Source organism: Pseudomonas sp. RC3H12 (assembly GCF_018596375.1).
GTDB lineage: Bacteria > Pseudomonadota > Gammaproteobacteria > Pseudomonadales > Pseudomonadaceae > Aquipseudomonas.
This window is the reverse complement of the sequence record NZ_CP075595.1, coordinates 2,290,877-2,306,483: the sequence shown is the minus strand read 5'-3', so window position 1 is coordinate 2,306,483 and position 15,607 is coordinate 2,290,877. Positions and strand designations below refer to the sequence as shown.

At 66.8% G+C, this 15,607-nt stretch carries 14 protein-coding genes and 1 riboswitch; of the genes, 9 read left to right on the top strand and 5 right to left on the bottom strand.

Annotated features, from left to right (window positions below; translation table 11 throughout):
• From KHO27_RS10515 to KHO27_RS10485, 7 genes are read left to right on the top strand one after another with little or no spacing between them, the layout of a single operon-like run.
• Positions 1-426, top strand: a complete 426-nt coding sequence (locus KHO27_RS10515) for an ExbD/TolR family protein (protein ID WP_046855393.1) — start codon at positions 1-3, stop codon at positions 424-426.
• Positions 427-434: 8 nt separating this feature from the next.
• Positions 435-1,109 (top strand): energy transducer TonB family protein, encoded by a 675-nt coding sequence (locus KHO27_RS10510; protein ID WP_046855394.1) that lies wholly within the window; start codon positions 435-437, stop codon positions 1,107-1,109.
• A gap of 38 nt (positions 1,110-1,147) precedes the next feature.
• The gene (locus KHO27_RS10505; RefSeq protein ID WP_214501748.1) at positions 1,148-2,845 is read left to right on the top strand and encodes a putative porin; all 1,698 of its coding nucleotides are present in this window, start codon (positions 1,148-1,150) and stop codon (positions 2,843-2,845) included.
• A gap of 15 nt (positions 2,846-2,860) precedes the next feature.
• Positions 2,861-3,508: a DNA repair protein gene (locus KHO27_RS10500; protein WP_102685009.1), complete on the top strand. Its 648-nt coding sequence runs from the start codon at positions 2,861-2,863 to the stop codon at positions 3,506-3,508.
• Between the two features lie 28 nt (positions 3,509-3,536).
• Positions 3,537-4,013: a YbjN domain-containing protein gene (locus KHO27_RS10495; protein WP_038706233.1), complete on the top strand. Its 477-nt coding sequence runs from the start codon at positions 3,537-3,539 to the stop codon at positions 4,011-4,013.
• A complete protein-coding gene (locus tag KHO27_RS10490; protein ID WP_214501747.1) occupies positions 4,010-4,966 on the top strand; it encodes a peptidylprolyl isomerase in 957 nt (318 codons plus the stop codon). The genes KHO27_RS10495 and KHO27_RS10490 overlap by 4 nt, the downstream gene beginning before the upstream one ends.
• Before the next feature lie 57 nt (positions 4,967-5,023).
• Entirely contained in the window at positions 5,024-5,986 is a 963-nt protein-coding gene (locus tag KHO27_RS10485; protein WP_110701453.1) for a LysR substrate-binding domain-containing protein, read from the top strand.
• Between the two features lie 2 nt (positions 5,987-5,988).
• On the opposite strand, the gene alkB is transcribed toward KHO27_RS10485, so the two are convergent.
• Together alkB and KHO27_RS10475 are read right to left on the bottom strand one after the other, a co-directional pair.
• On the bottom strand, positions 5,989-6,633 hold the full coding sequence (alkB, locus tag KHO27_RS10480) for a DNA oxidative demethylase AlkB (protein ID WP_198755586.1): 645 nt from the start codon (positions 6,631-6,633) through the stop codon (positions 5,989-5,991).
• A gap of 81 nt (positions 6,634-6,714) precedes the next feature.
• Entirely contained in the window at positions 6,715-8,805 is a 2,091-nt protein-coding gene (locus KHO27_RS10475) for a TonB-dependent siderophore receptor (protein WP_214501746.1), read from the bottom strand.
• A 133-nt stretch (positions 8,806-8,938) separates the two neighbouring features.
• Here KHO27_RS10475 and ykgO point away from each other — a divergent pair, with 133 nt between their 5' ends.
• Positions 8,939-9,085: a type B 50S ribosomal protein L36 gene (ykgO, locus tag KHO27_RS10470; protein ID WP_023632134.1), complete on the top strand. Its 147-nt coding sequence runs from the start codon at positions 8,939-8,941 to the stop codon at positions 9,083-9,085.
• A 50-nt stretch (positions 9,086-9,135) separates the two neighbouring features.
• On the opposite strand, the gene KHO27_RS10465 is transcribed toward ykgO, so the two are convergent.
• The 3 genes from KHO27_RS10465 to KHO27_RS10455 form a co-directional block, all read right to left on the bottom strand.
• Positions 9,136-10,590, bottom strand: coding sequence for a PepSY domain-containing protein (locus KHO27_RS10465; RefSeq protein WP_250888462.1), 1,455 nt, complete (start codon positions 10,588-10,590; stop codon positions 9,136-9,138).
• A gap of 5 nt (positions 10,591-10,595) precedes the next feature.
• Positions 10,596-12,749, bottom strand: a complete 2,154-nt coding sequence (locus tag KHO27_RS10460) for a TonB-dependent receptor (protein WP_214501745.1) — start codon at positions 12,747-12,749, stop codon at positions 10,596-10,598.
• A 71-nt stretch (positions 12,750-12,820) separates the two neighbouring features.
• Positions 12,821-13,210, bottom strand: coding sequence for a DUF2946 family protein (locus KHO27_RS10455; RefSeq protein WP_038706229.1), 390 nt, complete (start codon positions 13,208-13,210; stop codon positions 12,821-12,823).
• Positions 13,211-13,353: 143 nt separating this feature from the next.
• Positions 13,354-13,557: riboswitch (cobalamin riboswitch) on the top strand.
• Positions 13,558-13,647: 90 nt separating this feature from the next.
• Here KHO27_RS10455 and KHO27_RS10450 point away from each other — a divergent pair.
• Positions 13,648-15,603 (top strand): TonB-dependent receptor plug domain-containing protein, encoded by a 1,956-nt coding sequence (locus tag KHO27_RS10450; RefSeq protein WP_214501744.1) that lies wholly within the window; start codon positions 13,648-13,650, stop codon positions 15,601-15,603.
• The last annotated feature ends 4 nt before the right edge of the window (positions 15,604-15,607 follow it).

Here is a 15,607-nt window from a genome sequence, read left to right as displayed (position 1 = left end):
ATGGCATCCGTGAACAACGCCCAAGACGACGACGCCGACGCCGCGGTCGACAGCATCAACATCACCCCGCTGGTGGATGTGCTGATGGTGGTGCTGGTGATGTTCATCCTCACCGCAACCGCGCAGGTCTCCGGGATCCAGGTGCAACTGCCCAAGGCCAGTGCCACGGTGTCGCTGGCCCAGCCCAAGACCAAGGCGATCTCGATCAACGATGCCGGCCAGGTGTTCCTCGACGCCTACCCGGTGACGCTGCAGGAGCTGGAGGACCGCCTGCGCAGCGAAAAGGCGCGCAGCCCGGATTTTCCGTTGATCGTGCGCGGTGACGCGGGTGTGCAGTACCAGAAAGTGGTCGAGGTGCTCGACCTGCTGCGCCGTCTCGAACTGGCCCAGGTCGGGCTGGTCACCGGCAAGCCGAACCAGGGGTGAGGGCAGGCATGGAACCTAAAGCCAACTTCCGCCGCCTGCTGACCTGGGCCGTGCTCGCCGTCGCTGGCGCGGGCCTGGCCTGGCTGCTGTGGCAGTGGGCCAACGACATGGCCGGGGTGCGCCGCGAGGCGCCCAAGGTGCCGGCGATCATCCCGCTGCCGCCGCCTCCACCGCCGCCCCCGCCCGAGCCGCCCAAGGAGCCTGAACCGCCGGTCGAGGAAAAGATCGTCGAGCCGCAGCCGGTGCCTGAGGCCGAGGAGGTCAAGCCCGCCGAGGACGCGCCGGACCCGGCCCAGGACCTGGCCGACCCCATGCAGATGGACGGCGACGCCCAAGCGGGCGGCGACAGCTTCAACGTCGGTGCTGGCAAGGGCGGCGGCATGGCCGGTGGCGGCGGTGGCGGCCTGGGCAGCGGCACCTATAGCCAGTACCTGGCCTATGCCTTCCAGCGCCTGCTGCGCGACAACCCCGAGCTGCGCAACCTGGTGTTCAACCTGCAGGCCGAGATCTGGCTCAGCGCCGCCGGCGAGATCACCCGGGTCGAGCTGCTGCGCGGCAGCGGCGAGCCGGAGGTGGACGCCCAGGTGCTCGCCGCCCTGCGCGGCGCCCGCGCCCTCGACCAGCGCCCGCCGGCCAACCTGACTTTGCCGGTGAAGATCGCCCTGCAGGGGCGCCGGCCATGAACAACGAAGCACGACTGACCCACAGGAGCTGCAAACCCATGAAGTGCCCAGTCAACCGATTGACCCTGGCGCTCGGCCTGCTGGCCGCCGCCACCGCGGTCGGTCCGGCCGTCGCCCACGCCGCGCCGTCGGAGAACGCGACCGTCAACCTGATCCGCCTGCTGGTGGAGCAGGGCGTGCTCAAGCAGGACAAGGCCGATGCGCTGATCGCCCAGGCCGAGCGCGAGGCCCAACAGGCGCGGGCTGTCAGCGCCGCGCCGATCGTCGCCCAGGCCCCCGCGGCCAACGGCGAAGTGCGCGTGCAGTATGTGCCGGCCATCGTCCGCCAGCAGATCCGCGACGAGATCAAGGCCGAGGTGATGAACACCGCCAAGCAGGAAAACTGGGCCGCGCCCAACACTTTCCCCGACTGGGCCTCGCGCATCAGCTTCGACGGCGACCTGCGCCTGCGCTACGAGTCGCGCGGCTACGCCGATGGCAACAGCAACGAGATCGTCGACTTCGCCAAGCTCAATGACAAGGGCCCGTACGATGTCAACGCCAACAGCGGCTCGACCCTGCCGCCGCTGCTTAACACCCGCGAGGACCGCGACAGCCTCCTGCGCCTGCGCGCGCGCTTCGGCCTCAAGGCCCAGCTGGCGGACAACTGGGTGGCCGGCATCCGCGTTGCCACCGGCTCCAACAACAACCCGGTGTCGACCACCCAGAACCTCGGTGGCGGCTTCGGCAAGAAGGACATCTGGCTCGACCAGGGCTATGTCACCTGGACGCCCAGCGAGCGACTGACGTTGACCGGCGGGCGCATCGCCAATCCGTTCATGTCCACCGACATCCTCTATTCCCACGACCTCAACTTCGATGGCGTGGCGGCGATCTTCGACCAGCCGCTGAACCGCGACCTCAGCCTGTTCGGCACCGTCGGCGCGTTCCCTGTGCAGTACAGCGACGACAGCGCCAGCAGCAACGGCCTGGACAAGGAGGACAGCGACAACAAGTGGCTGTACGGCGCGCAGCTGGGCGCGAAATGGGCGCTCAACGACCATCACCGCCTCAAGGGCGCGATGGCCTACTACCGCTTCGACGACATCGCCGGCGAGCGCTCCAGCCCCTGCGCGCCCTGGGATGGCCAGCCGGCCTGCGACAGCGACGAAACCCGCCCGACCTTCATGCAGAAGGGCAACACGGTGTTCCTGCTGCGCGACATCACGCCCAATCCGGCCAACCCGGCGGCCACGCCGCAGCCGCAGTTCGTCGGCATCGCCTCGGAGTTCGAACTGCTCGACCTGAACCTGGTGTGGGATGCCGACCTGCCTCATGACTTCAAGCTGCGCAGCCAGGCCGACTACATCCACAACCTGGCCTACGACGAGGGCGACATGCGCAAGCGTTCGGCCGGCCAGTTGGCCAACAACATCGACGAGAACGGCAACATCAAGAGCGGCGGCGACGCCTGGATGTTGCAGTTCACCCTGGGCAACGCCCTGGACATGCGCAAGGCCGGCGACTGGAACCTGTTCGCCGGTTACAAGCGCATCGAGCCTGACGCGCTGCCGGACGGGTTCAACGACTCGAGCTTCCACCTCGGCGGCACCAACGCCAAGGGCTATTTCCTCGGTGGCAACTACGGCCTGGCCGACAACGTCTACGCTACAGCCCGTTGGTTGAGTAGCGAGGCAGTCTACGGCGCGCCGTTTGACATCGATGTGCTACAACTTGAAGTCAACACGCGGTTCTAGGGAAGGAGCACGGGCATGAACAAGGGAGTCTATCGCCATCGTTGCGCCTGGTTGATGCTGGCGCTGGGCGCAAGCCTGGCCGCCTCGGCGTCGGCCGAAACCCTCGAAGAGCGCCTGCGCACCCAGCTGCGCAGCACCACGCAACAGCTGCAGGCCCTGCAGAGCGAGCAGGCCCAGGCCAGCGCCGCCCGCCAGGCGGCGGAACAGCAACGCGACGCGGCCCTGGGCCAGGTGCGCGAGCTGACCGCGCAACTGGCCAAGGCGCGCGGCCAGAGCGAACAGCTCGCCGGCCAGCAGCAGGCCGTGCACAGCCAGGCCCAGGCGCTGGTGGCCAGCAGCACCGAACAACTGCACAAGTACAAGCAGGCCTATGACGAACTGCTGGGCATGGCGCGCGCCAAGGAAAGCGAGCGTGCCGGCCTGCAGGCACAACTGGCCGAGCGCGATGGCCAGGTGCAGCAGTGCCAGGCGCGCAACCAGCAGATGTACGGGGTGGCCAAGGAGATGCTGGCCGCCTTTGAGAAGGTCGATATCGCCGATGTGATGAAGATGCGCCAGCCCTTTGCCGGCTCGGCCCGGGTCCGCTTCGAGGAGCTGGCCCAGGCCTATGGCGACAGACTCTACGAAAGCCAGTTCGACGCCCCCACGGGCGTGACCCAGTGACGTTTTCTCAACGCAAGGAAGTAAGCACATGACCGAAGTCACCCTGATCGAAACCGTTAGCGCCGACTCCCTGACCAAGCTGCTGCAGGATGCCGGCTGCCGGGTCAATCGCACCGAGCAGAATGCCGTGGTGCAGTTGCTCAGCGCCAGCCAGGGCGTGGGTTACGCCGTACGTTTCGGCAACCGGGCGCTGAACCAGGAAGGCGAGTTCCTCGATTTCACCTTCAGTTGCGCGCTGCGTATCCAGGGCGAGCTGCCCGCGGGCCTGGCCGAGCGCTGGAACGCCACCCGGCGTTTCGCCCGCCTGTCGGTACAGGGCGAGTTCCTGGTAATGGAGAAGGACGTGGTGGTTGCCGACGGCGTCAGCGAGAAGCACCTGCTTGGCAGCCTGTTGCTGTGGGATCGCCTGCTGCAGGAGTTCATCGTCTACCTGCGTGACTACAGCCGCAATGTCGCCGAAACGGCGCCCGAGCAGGTGGCCAGCGATGCGGTGAGCGCTTCGTGACGGCGCGAACCCTGTGGGCCGGCGCTGGCGCGCTGGCCGTTGTCGCGGTGGCAGTCGCCCTGGCCTTGCGCCCGGGCGACGAGCCGGTGGCAGCGGCGCGCCCGGCTTCGCCCGCCACCCTGGTGGCCACCGACAACGGCCCGGTGCTGGCGCGCCTTGGCGAGCAACAGGTGGGCAGCGGCGAGCTCAAGGCGCTGTTCGCCCAGTTGCCCGAAGAGGCCCGCGTCAGCCTGCGCGGCGACCGACCGGCACTGGAGGCCTGGATCCGCGCCCGCTTGGCGGAAAAGGCCCTGTACCAGCAGGCCGAGGCCCAAGGCTGGCTGCAGCGTCCGGAGATCCAGGTGCAGACCCGCGCGGCCACCGAGCAGATCGTCTTGCGCGACTATCTCGACTCGGTGAGCAAGGTGTCCGATGACTACCCCACCGAGGCGGAGCTCAAGCAGGCCTACGAGGCAGGCAAGGCTGGTTTGCAACTGCCGGCACGCTATCGCCTGAGCCAGATCTTCCTGCGGGTGGAAAACCCCAAGGATGACGAGGCCGTGCGCAAGCAGGCCCAGGCCCTTGCCAAGCAGGCCCAGGCCGCGGATGCGGACTTTGGCGCATTGGCCCGCGAGCATTCGCAGGATGCCGGCACCGCCGCCAACGGCGGGGATACCGGCCTGCAGGCCTTGGCGCAACTGTTGCCGGAGGTGCGCGGGGTGGTGCCGAAACTCAAGGTGGGCAGCGTCAGCGAACCGGTGCAGAGCGCGGCGGGCTATCACATCATCAAGCTGGTGGAACAGCAGCCGGCCCGGGCGGCGACCTTCGACGAGGTGGCCCCGCGCCTGCGCCAGGTGCTGCGTGCCCAGCGCCAGGAGCAGGTGGCCAAGGCCTATGTGGAGGGCATGTTCGACACTGCCACCCTCAGCATCGACGGCGCGGCGCTCAACCAGGTGCTGGAAAGCAGCCGCTAGTCGCCAACAACCATGGAAGAAGCGGGCCTGCCCAGGCGAGCCCGCAGGAGGCGAGGGATGCCTATCGATCTGTCCCGGGGGCGAGCCCCGGATACCAGCGTGCCCGTCGTTCGCCCCCAGGTGCCGCTGGCCCTGGACGAGCAGACGCTGAACTGTTTTCTGGTCACCGCGCGCTGCGGTTGTTTCATGCAGGCGGCACGGCGGCTCAACCTCAAACCGGTGGCCCTGCGCAAGCGCCTGGCGGCGCTGGAGGCACGCCTGGGCTACAGCCTGTTCGTCAACCGCAACAACAACCCGGTGCTCAGCCAGCAGGGCGAGCGCCTGCAGCAAGTGCTCCAGGCCCGCGAACCGGTGGTGCCACCGCCGCGGGAAGCCAGCGCCAGTGTGCGCCTGGCCGTGGCCGAACCACTGCTGCAGGACCTGCTGGGCCGCAACCTGATCAACTTCGTGCGCCAGCATGCCGGCATGCGCCTGGAGGTGGCCACGCTCGATGGCCGCCAGGTACCCGAGCAGGCCGCGGATGTGGCGCTATGGCTGGGCGACCTTGACCAGGGCGCCCGCAGCGGTTGCTTTGCCGACACCACCGCCGAAGCCCTGGCCACCCTCGAGTACCTGCCGCATATCGCCAAGCGTTATGCCCGCGAGGCCAACCGCCCGACCAGCCTGGCGCACCTGCAGGACTACATGCTGGTGCAATGGCAAGGCGAGGTCGGCGTGCAGGCGTTGACGCCCTGGCAGACGCTGTTGAGCACCCGCTCGGCCGGCGTGACGCAGATCCAGGACTACGAGATGTACTGCCAGCTGATCAAGTGCAGCGCCAGTGTCGGTTTGCTGCCGCACTACGCGGCGCATCTGGATCGTGGCCTGTTGGCCTTGCCGGGGTTGTTCCGCGAGCCGATGCGCCGGCGCGTGTGGCTGGCGGTCGATGAGCGCACCGAAGCCGACCCGTTGGTGCAGGTGATGGTCGGGGCGATCCGCGCCGCGTTCGAGGAACGCCGGGAATGGTTTGCCGGCCGTTAGGGTCAGCCGGCCTTGCGCAGCGTCAGATTGATCCGCCGTTCGCCCATGCGCGGATGCACGCCAGGCTTGATCGGCAGCACGCCATGAAAGCGCAGGCGGTCCTCGCCGCCCCACACCAGCACGTCGCCGTGGTTCAGCGGGATGCGCCGGGTACGGTCCGAGCGCTGCAGCCCGCCGAACAGGAACACTGCGGGCAGGCCCAGCGAGATCGAGACGATCGGATGGGCGTAGTCCTGCTCGTCGCGGTCCTGATGCAGGCTCAGGCGGGTACCCGGCAGGTAGTGGTTGATCAAGCAGGCATCCGCCACGAAACCCTCGAACCCGGCCTGGGCGGCAGCGCGCGAGGCCAGCTCGACCAGCACCCGGGGCAGGGCAGGCCAGGGCTTGCCACTGACCGGGTCGGTGGCGGAGTAACGATAGCCGCTTGCGTCGCTGACCCAACCCAGCGCGCCGCAATTGCTCAGCGCCACGGCCATGCGCAGGCCGCCGGGGGTCTGCATGTGGCGAAACGGCGCCGCGCGCAGCACCGGGCGCAAGGCATCGAGCAGGGGCTCGAGCTCCGCCAGGGCGAAACCTGGCAGCAGCGTGGTGTGCGCGGCCAGCTGCTGGGGGTGTGCGTCGAACAGATCGAGATCGGACTGGATCATGCCAGGGGCTGCTTGGGTGGTGTCCGCACAGTGTATCGCGATGCCCCGGTGCGTGGGGCATCACGAGCCACTGCGCCGGCCTCAGAGGCTGAGCGTCAGGCTGACACTGACATTGCGCGGCTCGCCCGGCAGCACCCATGAACTGTTGTACGAGCGCTCGTAGTACTTGCGATCGAACAGGTTGTTGAGGTTCAGACCCACAGTGACCTGCTCGCTGGCCTTGTAGTGCGCCAGCAGGTCGACCGTGCTGTACGAGGGCAGGGTGAAGGCGCTGCCGGCCTGACCGGAGCGCTCGCCAACATAGTTGAACGCCGCGCCCAGGTCCGAACCGCGCAGGGCGCCATTCTGGAACTCATACACGCCCATCACGCTGCCGCTGTTACGGGCAATGCCCAGCAGGTCGCTGCCCTTGGGCAGGCTGGCATCGCCCTTGGTGACCTCGGCATCGATGTAGGCATAGGCGCCGATCACCCGCACCGCCTCGCTGAGCTGGCCGCTGAACTGCAGGTCCAGGCCCTGGCTGCGCGCCTTGCCGGCCGCGATGCTCTCGCCCAGGGCATCGGTGGTGATGACGTTCTCCTTGTCGATATGGAACAGCGCCACCGTGGCGCCCAGGCGGCTGTCGAACAGGTCGAGCTTCAGGCCGGTCTCGTAGCCGAGGCCTTTCTCGGGCTTGTACACCTGCCCTTGGGTGCCGATGGTGTTGGGCTTGAACGACGTCGATGCGTTGGCAAACACGCCGACCTGCGGCGTCAGCTGGTACAGCAGACCGACGCGGGGCGTGGCGACATCCTTGGCCTGGCTGTTGCTGATACCGCTGCTGCGGTTCTGCGAGGTCTGCTCGATGCGCTCCAGGCGTACCCCGACCAGCCCGCGCAGGCGCTCGCTGAAGGCGATCTGGTCCTGCAGGTTGAGGGCATGGCTTTCGGTGCGTTCGAAGAAGTCATTGGCGCGGGTGAGGGCCGGCTTGGGCTTGCCGTACACCGGGTTGCGGATGTCCAGGCCGTAGCTGGCCAGGGTCGCGCTCTGCGGGTACTTCTGGCTGTTGCGGTAGTTCTCGTACTCCAGGCCGATCAGGCTCTGGTGCTGCCAGCCGAGCAGCTCGAACTGGCCGTGCAGCTCGGCTTGGGTGATGGTGTCGTTCCACTCGAAGTCGCGCTCGCGGTAGAAGCGCGTGAGCGTGTTGCCGACCAGGGCCTGGGGCTCGGAGCTGTTGCCCTTCAGTGTGCCCTGGGTGTAGTGGTTGGCCAGGCGCAGTTTCCAGTTGTCGTCGAGGAAGTGCTCCAGGGCCAGGTCGACGGTCTGGTTGTCGTTGCGGATCTTGCCGTCGTTGGGCTCGCCCATGAACGCCGAGCGCTGCACCGAGCCCACCTGGCCATTGACCGCCGGGATGCCGCGGTCGAACACTGATTCGGTGCGGGAAAACTCGGTGTCCAGCAGCAGGCGGGTGTCGGGCGACAGTTGCCAGCTCAGCGACGGGCTGACGATCCGTCGCTCGCTGTTGACGTGATCGCGGAAGCTGCCGTTGTCCTCCACCGCCAGGTTGACCCGGCCCAGCAGGTTGCCTTGGCTGTCCAGCGGCGCGTTGGCGTCCAGCGTGCCGCGGTAACGGTCCCAGCTGCCGGCGCTCAGGTTCACGGTGCTGAACGTCTCGGCCTGGGGCCGCTTGCTGACGATGTTGACCAGCCCGCCGGGGTCGCCACGGCCATAGAGGCTCGCGGCCGGGCCCTTGAGCACCTCGATGCGCTCGATGCCGGAGGTGTCGGGCGCGCTGTAGCTGCCGCGGTTGACGGCGAAGCCGTTCTTGTACAGCTCCCCTGTGGTGAAGCCGCGCACGCTGTAGTTGAGAAAGGTCAGGCCACCGAAGTTGTTCTGCCGCGACACGCCGCCGGCAAAGTCCAGGGCGCGGTCGATGCGGGTGGTGTTGAGGTCCTTGAGTACCTGGGCCGGCACCACTTCGATGCTCTGCGGGGTGTCGCGGATATCGGTGTCGGTGCGCGTGGCGGTGGCCGAGCGGGTGGCCCGATAACCCTGGACCGGGCCATCGGCGCGTTCTTCGAGGTAGGCGTCGGTGATCGAGGTTTCGTCCAGCACCAGGGGTTGGGCCGCAGCGAGCGGTTGACCGAACAGGCCCAGGGTCAGGCCGGCCAGAAGGGGAGCGCGAGGGTTCAAGGGGGATCTCCGTTAAATATGTAATAACATTACATTATAGTTCCAGTCATCGCTAGAAGAAGGTGTGACAGGGCGGTTGCGCGATGAGAATGATTTGCGTTAATGTTATGTTATTACGTATCCGGAGGTTCTCATGCAAGTACTGTCCTCACTCAAGCAGGCCAAGCGCCGTCATCGTGACTGCCAGGTGGTCAAGCGCCGTGGTCGGATCTATGTGATCTGCAAGTCCAATCCGCGGTTCAAGGCCAGGCAGGGCGGGGTAAAGAAAAAGCGCGGGTAACCGGTCAATGGCAGTCAGGCGAAAGGGGCTGCTCAGCAGCCCCAATGACGCTACCGAAGCGTCCTGCGCAGGCGTCGCCAGGCCAGTACCACACCACTGAGGGCTATCACCAGGCCGCCGCTACTCAGGCCGATGATCAACCCTTCGCGCAACAGCGGCCGCGCCAGCAGCGGTTGCCAATCCCAGCTGTGCAATAGGTTGAACAACCAGCGCCCAGCACGTTGCGCCCGGTCGTGGCTGGCCACCAGCGTGCCGCTGGCAGGGTCCAGGTAGGCCCAGGTGTCCGCCGCGTCGGCGAAGCGCAGGCGCAGCACGGGCAGTGGACGCGCCTGGGAGCCGTACATGCTCTGTGGCTCGCGGGCGAAGTAGTGGAAGTCGTAGGCGCTCTGCCAGTCATCCGCCACCGTCACCCCGGGAGCCATCGCTTGCGCGGCCGCCCGCAGCCTTTCCCGGCTGAAGGTACGCGCCGGCGGGGCGTGTGCTTCAAGGATGCGGCTGTCGCCGTCGGCGCTGCGGGCCACTGCATAGGTGACGTCGGCCAGGCGTTGCCATTGCAACTCCACTGCGGCGAACCCGGTTTCGTCGCGCAAGCGGGCCAGTGCCGTGGCAATCGGCAGTTGCAGGTCGGTGGCACGCAGCGGCGCTTGTTGCAAGGCGATCTGCGAGCGGCTGTCGGTCACGCCCCAGGGGCGCATCGACATCAACCCGCTGAACACCCACAGCACCAGCACCCCACCGAACAGCAGCCCGCCGATGTGGTGCCAGCGCAACCAGCCGCCGGGGTAGGGGCTGCATGATCCGCTGCGGTAGCGTTTGCGCAGCCGCAGGCGCAGGATGCCCACCGCGATGCCCATGAGCGCCATCAGCGTGCCGAGCAGTGAAAGGCCGATCACCAGGGTGCGCCAGCCATTGTCGAAGCCCAGGCCGCCACGCAACGGATAGAGCCAGTGCAACCAGGCACCGACCCAATTCCAGGCGCGCTCGCGGCCGCTCGCATCGCGCACCACCTCGCCGGTGCGTCCGGACAGGTACAGCCAGGTGCCGGCCGCATCGTCCACTTGCACCCGGTGCAAGGGGCGATCGCTGTCCAGGGCCCGGGAGTGGGTCCACATGTCCTCGTCCAGCGTGCCCTGGTAAGCCAATGCCGCGCTGCCGGCGTACTGCCGGGCATTGGCCAGGGCCCAGGCCGCGTCGGCGTTGGCCAGGGGCTCGCCGTTGGCTGCATCGAGGGTGACGCGGCGACCGTCCGCCAGCTCCAGCAAATAGTACGGTTGCCCGCCCAGGCTGGTCAGGCGCAACGCCTTCAACGGCTGCTCAGCCCATTGCGCCGGCAACTCGGCGCAGCATCCCGCCGGCAAGGCCGGCAGGTGGGCCAGGCGCTCGGCCGTGGTCAGCTTGGGGTAGCCGACATACAGCATGACCACTCCGGAGACGAACCACAGCGCCATGAACAGGCACGCGACGATGCCCAGCCAGCGATGCCACAGGTACAGCTGGCGTTTCAGGCCCATCAGTAGCGCCACTGCACAGCGACTTCCAAGCTGCGCGGCTCACCCAGGTAGTACTGGGTGTTGGTCTGGTGGATGAAGCGGGCGTAGACCTCGTCGGTGAGGTTGCGCAGGCGGGCGCTGAGTTGCACGTGCTGGTCCAGGTCGTGGGTCATCGACAGTCCGTAGACGGTGTACGAAGGCACCCACTGGGTGTTGGCGGTGTTGGCGTAGACCGCCGAGACGTAGCGGGCGTCGGCGCCGACCTGCCAGCCCGGCGCCAGGTCGTAGGTCAGCCAGAGGTTGGCCACCCGGTCGGGGATGTTCACCGGGTTCTTGCCCTTGCGCGAGTACACCACGCCGCCGATGGTCTCGTTGAACTCGTCGTATTCGGCGTTGACCCAGCTGAAGTTGCCCGCCGCCAGCAGTTTGGGCGTGACCTTGAACGACGCCGCCAACTCGATGCCGGTGGAGGTTTGCTGGCCGGCCTGCTCGGTGGTGTTGGGCACGGTCGAGGAGGGCACCGAGATGTTCTTGCGCACGATGCGGTAGGCCGCCGCGGTGGCCGAGCCGCGCCCGTCGAGGAAGTCGAACTTGCTGCCCACTTCCACCTGCCTGCCGGTGCTCAGGTCGAAGTCGCCGACCTGGCTGAGCGAGGCGCCGGTAAGCGAGCCCCCTGGCGGCTCGGCCGAGGTGCTGTACTGGGTGTAAAGGCTGACATTGGAGGTCAGGTCATAGACCAGCCCCAGGCGCCCGGTGAAGGCATCCCAGCGCCGATTCAGCTTGGCCCGGGTCACGTGGTCGACCACGTCGAAGTCGATATGGTCGTAGCGCAGCGCGGTGACCAGCGACAGCTGGTTGGTCAGGCGGGTACGGTTTTCGACGAAGCCCGCAGTGGTGTCGGTGGTGGTGCTGCGCCCCTTGGCGCGTGGAGCGTCCATGCCAGGGATGTCGAGGAAGTGGTCGGGCTGGAAACCGTTGGGATCGATGCTGTCGAACGCGCCCTTGGACAACGGGTAGGCGGTCTGCTGGTTGCGGTTGTAGTCCATACCGAACGCCCAGTCGCTGGCCAGGCCGAACAGCTGGCCCTGGTGGGTCAGCTCGACGCGGTTACCGTTGACCTCCTGGTCGTGGCGCTGGCGGTAGCCGCCGGAGCGGGCGATGGCGGTGTTGCCGGGGTTGTAGCGGTACACCTCGAGGTTGCGGTAATCGCGCTGGCCGTTGTAGTGGTAGAAGGTGTTGCGCAACTGGTTGCTGTCGTCGATGCGGTAGTCGGTGATCGAGCGCAGCCAGCGGGTGCGCTGCTCGTAGCGGCCGTCCTCGACGTTGTAGTTGTCGAAACGGTGATGCTTGTCGATGTGCAGGGTGCCGCTGGCCGGTTGCAGCACCGGCGCGCCCCAGTAGGGGCTGTCTTCCTTCTCTTCGAGGTACTCGATGGCCAGGGTGTGCGACAGCTGGTCGTTGATGTCGCTGAGCAGCGAGAAGGCCAGGTTGCCTGCCCCGTTCTCCTGGCGGTCGATATAGCCATTGGTGCTGGTGCGGCTGTAGTCGAGCCGCGCGTAGTGGCGTGGGCCGTCACCGCTGTTGAGCGCCTTGTTGAAGCCGACCGAGGTTTCCATCGTGTCGTAGCGCCCGTAGCTGACGCGGCCCTCGAAGGTGTCCTCGTCGCGGTTGGCCAGTTTGGTGATCATGTTCAGGCTGCCGCCCACGGCGCCGCTGCCGTTGAGGAACGACGACGGCCCGCCGAGCAGTTCGACACGGTCGTAGATCCATGCCCCGACCGGGCGCCCGGCGGCGCCGTACTGCAGGTTGATGCCGTTGAACAGCTGGCTGACCTGGGCGCCGTTGAAGCCGCGATACGACACGTAGCCGCCCCAGCCGGGCGGTGCCGAGGCGTTGACTCCGGGCAGCGCATTGGCGGCGTCCTGGAAGTTGCGCGCGCCGATGCGCTGCATGGTCTTGCGGTCGGCGACGCTGACCGAGGCGGGGTTCTCGCGGGCGCTGAGGTTCAGGCGTGAGCCGCTTTCGATGGGCCGGTCGAGGTCGAGGCTGGTCGCCTCCTTGGCTTGGTCGGCCGTGGCCGTGACGTTGCTGGCGGGCAGGGTGAGGGTGTCGTCCTGCGCCCAGGCGCAGGTTGCGCTGCCAACGAGCAGCGCCAGAGTGGTCATGCGGAACATGCAAGGCTTCCTGGCTGAAATCGGTGAGCGCACGCCCGCTGCCGATCAGGCAGTTCGAGGGCGTGGCGATGTCAGAACGCGAGAAGCGAAGCGGGGGAGGCGCGGGGGTTGACCAGTGGCCAGCGCTGCTTGGGCAGCCGTGGCGCGGGTTGTCTGGGTAAGGGTTTGCTCGACTCCCCGGCGAGCAGGGCCAGCAAGCCGAAGAACACCGCCAGCAGGATGGCGCTGAACAGGCTGGCGATCACGCAGTCGCCGCCGGCAGGCAGCACCGGGTCGGTGATGTCCTGGTCGCCCTTGAACACGCCGCTGCTGTCGGCCGCGCACCAGGCGGCGTCATCCAGGCCGGCCAGGCGCAAGCCTGCCATCTGTCCATGGCCCATGGCGCACAGCAACGAGCCGAACAGGATGCTGAAATACAGCACCCAGGCGACTTGCGATCGTGTGTGGCGGGCCAGCTTCATCGGCAAAGCTCGAAGGGAATGGGAATAGATTGGGCGTGCGGATTCTACAACTTTTGACACATCTGCCTAGAGTGATTGGCAGATAAAAAACACGCGAAACGATTCACCGGCCTTTGCTTGACGCCCCTTGCCCCAAGGTGTTCAGATGCCGACCGATTTCAGGTGTCCCATGCCGCCGCGCATGGGGTGAAACGGGAAACCGGTACGCGCTTCGCGCCAGTCCGGTGCTGCCCCCGCAACGGTATGCAAGTGATGCCTTCGACAGACCACTGTGGCCCGCGCGTCATGGGAAGGTGAAGACATCTTGTCTTGCGAGCCCGGAGACCGGCCTGGAATGTTGTAGGCAAACTCCTGCGGTGGGCGGGCATGGGCCGGTATTGGCGTGTGCGCGATCCGTGCTCCTGCGTGCTTCTGCGAAAGTCACTTTCGAGAAGAGCATGATTGCTGTGATTCACTCCCGACGTCGTTTCCCCAAGGCCCGGACTTTGTTCCTGGGCTGCCTGGCCAGCCCCCTGGCACTGGCCGAAAACACCCCCCTGATCCTCGACCAGCAGATCGTCGCCGCGCCGTCGGTGGAGTCGACCACGGTCGCCGCCATGGCCCAGTACGGCAGCAAGGTCGAGATCGTCAGCCGCGAGCAGATCGAGCGCGCCGGCCCCGGCGCCGACATCACCCGGGTGATGCAGATGTTCATCCCCGGCTTCTACGTCGCGCCGAAGAACGGCCCGTTCGACTACGGCACCTACTCGCTGCTCGGCGGGCGCAATGACGACACCCTGATCCTGCTCGACGGTGTACGCCTGAACAACCGCCTGTACGGCGGCCTGTACCTGGACACCCTGCCGGCCAACGCGGTGGAGCGCATCGAGGTGCTCAAGGGCGGCCAGAGCCTGTTGTTCGGCACCCAGGCCGTGGCGGGAGTGATCAACATCGTCACCCGCAGCCCGCAACGCCGTCAGGCTTCAGGTGAGGTCAACCTGGGCCTGGACAGCTTCGCCGGCAGCAGCAAGGACGCCCGCGTCGAGCGGATCTTCAGCAATGGCTTCGGCGACCTGGGCCTGCTGGCCTATGTCAGTCACAACGTCTCCGACGGTTACCAGCCGTTTCGCAACCGCGACTACAGCGGCAACGTCAGCGACAAGAAGCGCGGCTACGAGGTGACCACCTTCGGCGGCAAGGCGATCCAGGCCTTCGGTGACGATGCGCGGCTGGAGCTGTTCTACCAGTACACCGACGCCAACCTCGATTTCGCCCGACCGGTGAACAATTACAAGACCACCAATGACCGCGTGCAGCAGATCGCCACGGCTACCTTCGAACAGCGCATCAGCGAGCGCCTGAGCTACTTCGTCAAGGGCCACGTCAATGACTGGGACACCCGCTACACCCGCATCAACAACCGCGCCGACGGCTCCCGCGACGTGGTCAACCACAACGACTACTGGGGCTTCACCGATTGGGGCGTGCAGGCCGAGGGCAAGGCCGAACTCGACGGCGGCCACGTGCTGGTGTTCGGTTCCGACAACCAGTGGTTCAAGGGCCAGGACGACGTGCTGGTGATCGACGACGACAAGGCCCAGGCCAATGCGTTGTACGCCCAACTGCGGCCCAGGATCGAGGCCTTGCCCAACTGGCACCCTAGCCTCGGCCTGCGCCACGAGGCCATGAGCGGCGGCGACAGCGCCACCGTCGGCATGCTCACCTCGCTGTACGACCTGAACGACAACTGGCAACTGCGCGGCCAGTATGGCAGCGCCTACAAGCTGCCCAATGCCGAGCAGTTGTTCGTCAACGAGCCTGGCGACGAGGTCGGCAACCGTGACCTCAAGCCCGAGAAGAGCCGCAATGCCGAGCTTGGCCTGGATTACCACGGCCTGCTGCTGGAACGTGAATTCAGCGCCAGCGTCACCGTGTTCCGCCGCAAGATCACCGACTTGATCACCCTGGACGGCAGCCAGTGGGTCAACGGCCAGGGGCAGGTACAGATGCGTGGCTTCGAGGCCGATGCGCGTATCCAGCTTGACGATCAATGGAGCCTGCAGGCCGACATGACCCGCAACCTCACCGAGTCGCGCACCGGGGCAACGATCAACGACGTGCCGAGTTTCTTCGCCCGTTCGCGGCTCGGTTACGAATCGGCGGATCGCAGGTGGGGGGCCGGGGGCGCCATTCGCTATATCCGCGACGTGGTCAGCTCCAAAGGCGTCGACTACGGCCATTACTCGGTGGTCGACGCCGATGCTTATCGCTACCTGGACGGCGCCCGCCAGCACCGGCTGAGCCTGCTGGTGGAGAACCTGTTCGACCGCGACTATGTCACCAGTCGGGCGAGTAACGTTGACAATCTCGGGCGGCCGTTCACCAGCGAACTGCGCTACACCTACACCTTCTGAGGGG

Excerpts from the sequence above, each read along its gene's own strand:
- KHO27_RS10515 (WP_046855393.1), top strand. The coding sequence starts at position 1 with ATGGCATCCGTGAACAACGCCCAAGACGACGACGCCGACGCCGCGGTC.
- KHO27_RS10510 (WP_046855394.1), top strand. The coding sequence starts at position 435 with ATGGAACCTAAAGCCAACTTCCGCCGCCTGCTGACCTGGGCCGTGCTC.
- KHO27_RS10505 (WP_214501748.1), top strand. The coding sequence starts at position 1,148 with ATGAAGTGCCCAGTCAACCGATTGACCCTGGCGCTCGGCCTGCTGGCC.
- KHO27_RS10500 (WP_102685009.1), top strand. The coding sequence starts at position 2,861 with ATGAACAAGGGAGTCTATCGCCATCGTTGCGCCTGGTTGATGCTGGCG.
- KHO27_RS10495 (WP_038706233.1), top strand. The coding sequence starts at position 3,537 with ATGACCGAAGTCACCCTGATCGAAACCGTTAGCGCCGACTCCCTGACC.
- KHO27_RS10485 (WP_110701453.1), top strand. The coding sequence starts at position 5,024 with ATGCCTATCGATCTGTCCCGGGGGCGAGCCCCGGATACCAGCGTGCCC.
- alkB (WP_198755586.1), bottom strand. The coding sequence starts at position 6,633 with ATGATCCAGTCCGATCTCGATCTGTTCGACGCACACCCCCAGCAGCTG.
- ykgO (WP_023632134.1), top strand. The coding sequence starts at position 8,939 with ATGCAAGTACTGTCCTCACTCAAGCAGGCCAAGCGCCGTCATCGTGAC.
- KHO27_RS10460 (WP_214501745.1), bottom strand. The coding sequence starts at position 12,749 with ATGTTCCGCATGACCACTCTGGCGCTGCTCGTTGGCAGCGCAACCTGC.
- KHO27_RS10455 (WP_038706229.1), bottom strand. The coding sequence starts at position 13,210 with ATGAAGCTGGCCCGCCACACACGATCGCAAGTCGCCTGGGTGCTGTAT.
- KHO27_RS10450 (WP_214501744.1), top strand. The coding sequence starts at position 13,648 with ATGATTGCTGTGATTCACTCCCGACGTCGTTTCCCCAAGGCCCGGACT.